The following is a 5,409-nucleotide window of genomic DNA, read 5'->3' as shown; positions in this document are numbered from 1 at the left end:
CCCCAACACACAAAACGCAATGAAACTTTTGGGACCTCTATTTGCAGACCTTCAGGAAAAAAGCATAAAACTTATTAAATCCTTTTCTGAAAGCGAAATTCGGGTAATTGAGAAATATTTCATTTCAGCTATTCAGGTAATGACCGAAATAACTGGAAAATTTACCAACCAATAAAACGAAACAAATGAACAATATTACGACAGAGTATTTGACAAGAGCTGAAATATGGCTTTTCATTACAATGCTTATTTATTTCTTAATGAACGGGGCACAAATTTTTGAAACTGCTGTGTTAGTTCCAAAATGGACCGCATCGCCTCCTGAAACCTTTAAGCTACTTTCGGATAAAAACGGAGTCAGTTTAAAAACTTTTTGGATAGTTTTTCATTCTCTACACGAAATCACTTTCATACTTGCAATTATTTTCTGTTGGAAACTTGACCCAATAAGAAATTGGCTACTTGTTTTGTTTGCAGTTCACTTCGTTGCGAGAGTTTGGACAATATTATATTTTGCCCCAAACATTATTGAGTTTCAAAAAATTGCAGAACTCCCTACAGTTGGAAAAAAAATTGCGGACAAAGCAATTCTTTGGCAAAAATTAAATTACCTAAGAGTATGGCTTTTTATTGGAGTTTCAATAGGACTATTACCTCTGTGCATAAAAATTCTTAACATGAGGCATTAAAAAACACTGACAGACAAAAGCGCATACGCCTAACAGTGGAGACTTGGCAATAGCGGGGCTGACGTGCATTCATCAGCTTTTTGTTCGCTATTCATCGGCAGTTCCGGGCTGAATTCTTTGATGAACTTTTGTACTTATTCTATACTCTAGTTCTTTTATCGGCTGACGTTCGGGCGAAAGAATATAAATTTCCCCGCCATCGCCAAGCCCTAACGTTGGCGGTCATTGTAACAAACTACATCTCAACATAAAACGGACAGACAAATAACAGACGATAAAAATGAAAAGAAAACTTATGACAGTTGTTTATATACTCATCGCAATCATTGGGTTGGTACTTATTGCAGCCTTATTTACAAAGAAAGATTACACTATAAAAAGAGAAATTACAATTAATCAGCCTGACAGTATAGTATATGATTATTTACGTTTTTTCAAAAATCACAAAACATTTAACGCTTGGTTTTTAAAAGACCCTAATATGAAAGAAACCGCTAAAGGCAATGACGGACAAATTGGCTTCGTGTTAAGCTATGAAGGCAACAAAGATCTAGGGTCGGGAGAACAAGAGCTTATTGGGTTAGAACCAAATAAAAAAATTGACATTGAGTTAAGGTTCATCAAACCTTTCAAAAGTGTTTCACAAACTCCTTACGAATTACAGCCAGTTAGTGCAAATCAAACAAAAGTGGTTTGGACAATGAATGGAAAAATGAATTACCCATTGAATATTGCTTTGCTTTTTATCAATATGGACAATTTTCTTGGTAAAGACATTCAAAAGAGTTTAGAAAATTTGAAAGTAAATTTGGAAAAATAAATTGCAATGAAATTTAAGACGACAATACTGCAAACTGGCAACAACACAGGAATTGAGGTTTCCGAGAAAATTCTTAACCAATTAGATGGTGGCAAAAAACCTTTGATAGTTGTAACCATAAATAACTACACATACCGAAGTGCGGTAGGAAAAATGGGAGACAAGTTTATGATTAGTTTAAGTGCTGAAAACCGTAAAAACGCAAATGTAAAAGGTGGAGACACTGTTGAAATTGCACTTGAATTAGACACAGCACCAAGAACGGTTGACACCCCTGCGGACTTACAAAAAGCATTGGACAAAAACAAAATTGCAAAGGCAAATTTTGACAAGTTAGCACCCAGTAAAAAGAAGGCAATAGTTGTTTCTTTGACAGATGCCAAAACAGATGATACCAGAAATAAAAGGCTTGAAAAAGCAATTGAAAGCCTTAAATAATAAACAACGAACAGCCAACATCGCATTGGTAATTTTCTTATATTTCTTATATTTCTTATATTGTTGAAATGAAGATAAAAAGATTTGCACCTAAATACCTATCAGAAATAAGTATTGCCCGCAAATTTGAACTGCTCTATAAATATGTGTTTAAAGGCGCTGATATTATTCTGTTCATAAAAATTCAACATGGCCTTTTACATGTCACCGAACCAACCTTTCTACAAGAAATCGTAGTGATTAGCGATTAAAATAGCGTTGCTTAAAGATCAGTGCGCTTTATATTTCGGTAAGAACAGTCTTTCTCTCAGCCAATCATGATGGCATTGCGTTGATTTATCCTGGTGGCATCCGCATCCGACTATGTCATTGTGAGTTAAACCGGATTAACCAACTAATCCATCTGCAATAATGTACAAGCAAAACTTTAGGCAATTAAAAAGAGTTAATTTGTTGCATGGATATAGTTTAAACTAAGTTGTACATAAATAGACATAGTTGATTAAAGAATGCTTACGTTGCTGGTTGTTAAATCTACGGGCTATTTTTAATCGCGCAAAATGTATAAAAGGATTGCTTGATTCCATATTTCTTGGTAACTTCACAATAGCTCTAGCGTTTATGATGCTGACAACTATAGCAGGGCATTGGACTATAATAATAGTTCTACGTCAGCATGAAGATGCAAAAGACAAATACAAATTAGCAATTAGTTACTATTAGAGCTGTCCATCGTTGAAGTAAATCGTCAGATTGGGTTAATGTAAGGGAGGCTTTTCGCCAATTTATCAAAAATCGGCAATAGAACTAAAAAACTCATTGCACGCTAATCATACTATCATTAATTTCTCAACATTTAAAATTTCGCAAAATGAACATAGAAGCCGCCAAACAAATCAACTTGGTGGATTTCCTCCGTCAATTGAATATTCCAACAGCAAAAATAAAGGGGAACGATTATTGGTACAAGTCTCCTTTAAGAGAAGAAAGAACTGCCTCCTTTAAAGTAGATAATCGCAAAAATCTGTGGTACGATTTCGGGACAGGAGAAGGTGGGAGTATTATTGATTTTGGTATGCGTTATTATAGCTGTAATATCTCTGAGGTATTAGAAATTTTGGATTCGAAAGTTATTTCTTTTCGTCCGCAAATTAGACAGAAGCAGAAGCCAGTTGAGGCGATTCAAGCAGTCTATAAAATAATGAAAATAGGGTCGATTAAAAGCGCTAGCTTGCTAGCATATATTCGGTCAAGGGGTATAGAAATTGCTGTCGCCCAATCTTATTGTAAAGAAATTTCCGTCCAGAACCAAAAGACGTTAAAAACTTTCGAGGCGATAGGTTTCCCCAATATCAATGGAGGCTGGGAATTAAAAACACCCCACTTTAAATCTTGTATTGCACCTAAAGATGTTAGTTTATTTGATGAGCAGAAAAATACACTAGCTATAGTAGAGGGCTTCTTTGATTTTCTTTCGGCCAAACAACACCACGAGCATTTATTATCGCAAGCAACAAATTGGCTCGTATTAAATTCCGTTTCGATGTTAGAAAAAGCAAAGCCCCATATATTGCAAAATAAAAAAATTTACCTCTTATTGGACAACGATAAAGCTGGGAAAAACTGTACGATAAAATTGCAGGACTACTGCATTCACAACAACATCCAGGTGGAAAATCTTGCGTCGACATACGGGCAATGCAAAGATATCAATGAGTGGCTGGTAAAGGAAGAAATTTCTGCCGAACAAAAAACAAAATACTATATAAAGCCTAAAAGCAAAAACAAAAGGTTGCATCCATTCTGCCTTTATAAATAAAAACACTGGCTAGTCATAGGTTGGTTTTTCGGGGCTCTGGTTCTACAATAAACTCATGCTCCAAAATGGAGAGCGGAACTCTGCGCAGCTATTTGGCCCGACGATGTATATTTTTAACACTCTATAATTTTAGTTGCTTTTTTGAGGAAAACTTTTGTTCTAGTCCTAAAGTAGTAAAGATTTGGGAGTCATTCAGTGACCTCTTTTTTTCAAATATTTCCTATCTTTAATTTAACTCCAAGACCTTAGAAGTCCATTCACGCATTTCTTTATATAATTGAGGACTTTGCTGCGGTGAATGTCCATAAGTTGGAATCATTTTCTTTAATTTCTGTTGCCATTCAGTAGTGTTTGTTTGCGCGGCAAAACATCTTTCTAATATGCTGAGTACAACTGCTACAGAAGTAGAAGCACCTGGGGAAGCGCCCAAAAGAGCGGCTAAACTGCCATCGGCAGATGTTACCAACTCGGTTCCAAATTGTAACACCCCGCCTTTTTTCTTATCTTTCTTAATCACCTGTACACGTTGTCCGGCAATTTCCAGTTTCCAGTCAGCTGGTTTTGCGTTCAATACAAATTTACTCAAGGCGTTTACCCTGTCGTTATTTGTTTGCTTTATTTGTTGAATCAAATATTTTAATAAGTCAAAATTCGTTAAACCTACCTTTATCATAGGCCAAATATTAGAAAGAGTTATGGAAGCTGGAAGGTCCCAATAAGAGCCGTTTTTTAAAAATTTGGAAGAGAACCCTGCAAAAGGGCCGAAGAGCAAGGCCCGTTCGCCATCAATCATTCTTGTATCTAAATGTGGGTCACTCATAGGGGGTGCGCCTACTGCCGGCTTGCCATACACTTTTGCGCTGTGTTTTGCAATGACTTCTGTATTAGTGCAACGCAACCATTGGCCGCTTACCGGGAATCCGCCAAATCCTTTGCCTTCGGGAATCCGTGATTTTTCCAATAAAGGCAGGCTACCCCCACCAGCACCTATAAATACAAACTTGCTAATGACTTCTTTTGTACTTCCATTGGACAAATCTTTTATCTTCAGTCGCCAGCTTGCATCGGAGGCTTGTTTGAGCTTACGTACTTCATGTAAGGTGTGCACTTCTATTCCTTCTATTTTTTTAAGATGCCCGATGATGTTGCGAGAAAGTGCACCGAAATTGACGTCTGTACCAATATCGATTTTGGTTGCTGCAAGCTTTTCAGAAGGGTGTCTTCCATTCATTATCAAAGGAATCCATTCGTTTAATTGCTCGTGGTTATCTGAAAATTGCATGTCTTCAAACAAGGGATACTGCAATAATTTCGCATGGCGCTTTTTTAGAAATGATACATTCTCTTCTCCCCAAACAAAGCTCATGTGTGGAATAGGGGAAATAAAACTTTTTGGTGTATCTATCAAATGATGTTCAACGAGATAGGCCCAAAATTGTTTTGACTTTTCAAACTGCTCCATGATTTTCAATGCTTTAGAAGCATCAATACTTCCGTCAGGCATTTGCGGTGTGTAGTTTAACTCGCAAAGAGCGGAATGTCCTGTGCCCGCATTATTCCAAGCATCGGAACTCTCCACAGCAATTTGATCTAACCGTTCATAAATATGAATGGTTGCCTTGGGCATCAATTCTTTTAGCATA

Annotated in this window: 5 protein-coding genes; 4 read left to right on the top strand and 1 reads right to left on the bottom strand. The window is 36.8% G+C overall.

Going from position 1 to position 5,409, the window contains the following annotated elements; translation table 11 throughout:
* Positions 1–185 precede the first annotated feature (185 nt).
* From ACQR30_RS05660 to ACQR30_RS05645, 4 genes are all read left to right on the top strand, one after another.
* The gene (locus ACQR30_RS05660) at positions 186–689 is read left to right on the top strand and encodes a transposase (RefSeq protein ID WP_429732516.1); all 504 of its coding nucleotides are present in this window, start codon (positions 186–188) and stop codon (positions 687–689) included.
* A gap of 280 nt (positions 690–969) precedes the next feature.
* The gene (locus ACQR30_RS05655; RefSeq protein ID WP_429732513.1) at positions 970–1,509 is read left to right on the top strand and encodes an SRPBCC family protein; all 540 of its coding nucleotides are present in this window, start codon (positions 970–972) and stop codon (positions 1,507–1,509) included.
* A 6-nt stretch (positions 1,510–1,515) separates the two neighbouring features.
* A complete protein-coding gene (locus ACQR30_RS05650; protein ID WP_429732510.1) occupies positions 1,516–1,947 on the top strand; it encodes a YdeI/OmpD-associated family protein in 432 nt (143 codons plus the stop codon).
* 871 nt (positions 1,948–2,818) lie between these two features.
* Positions 2,819–3,766 (top strand): toprim domain-containing protein, encoded by a 948-nt coding sequence (locus ACQR30_RS05645; RefSeq protein WP_429732507.1) that lies wholly within the window; start codon positions 2,819–2,821, stop codon positions 3,764–3,766.
* 226 nt (positions 3,767–3,992) lie between these two features.
* Here the strand turns inward: ACQR30_RS05645 and mqo are convergent.
* Positions 3,993–5,409, bottom strand: a 1,417-nt coding sequence (gene mqo, locus ACQR30_RS05640) for a malate dehydrogenase (quinone) (protein WP_429732504.1), incomplete at its 5' end; no start/stop codon positions are given.

It is taken from the genome of Arachidicoccus sp. (assembly GCF_050436765.1).
Lineage (GTDB): Bacteria > Bacteroidota > Bacteroidia > Chitinophagales > Chitinophagaceae > Arachidicoccus.
Note: the sequence above shows the minus strand (reverse complement) of the source record. Positions and strands in the feature narration are given on the sequence as shown.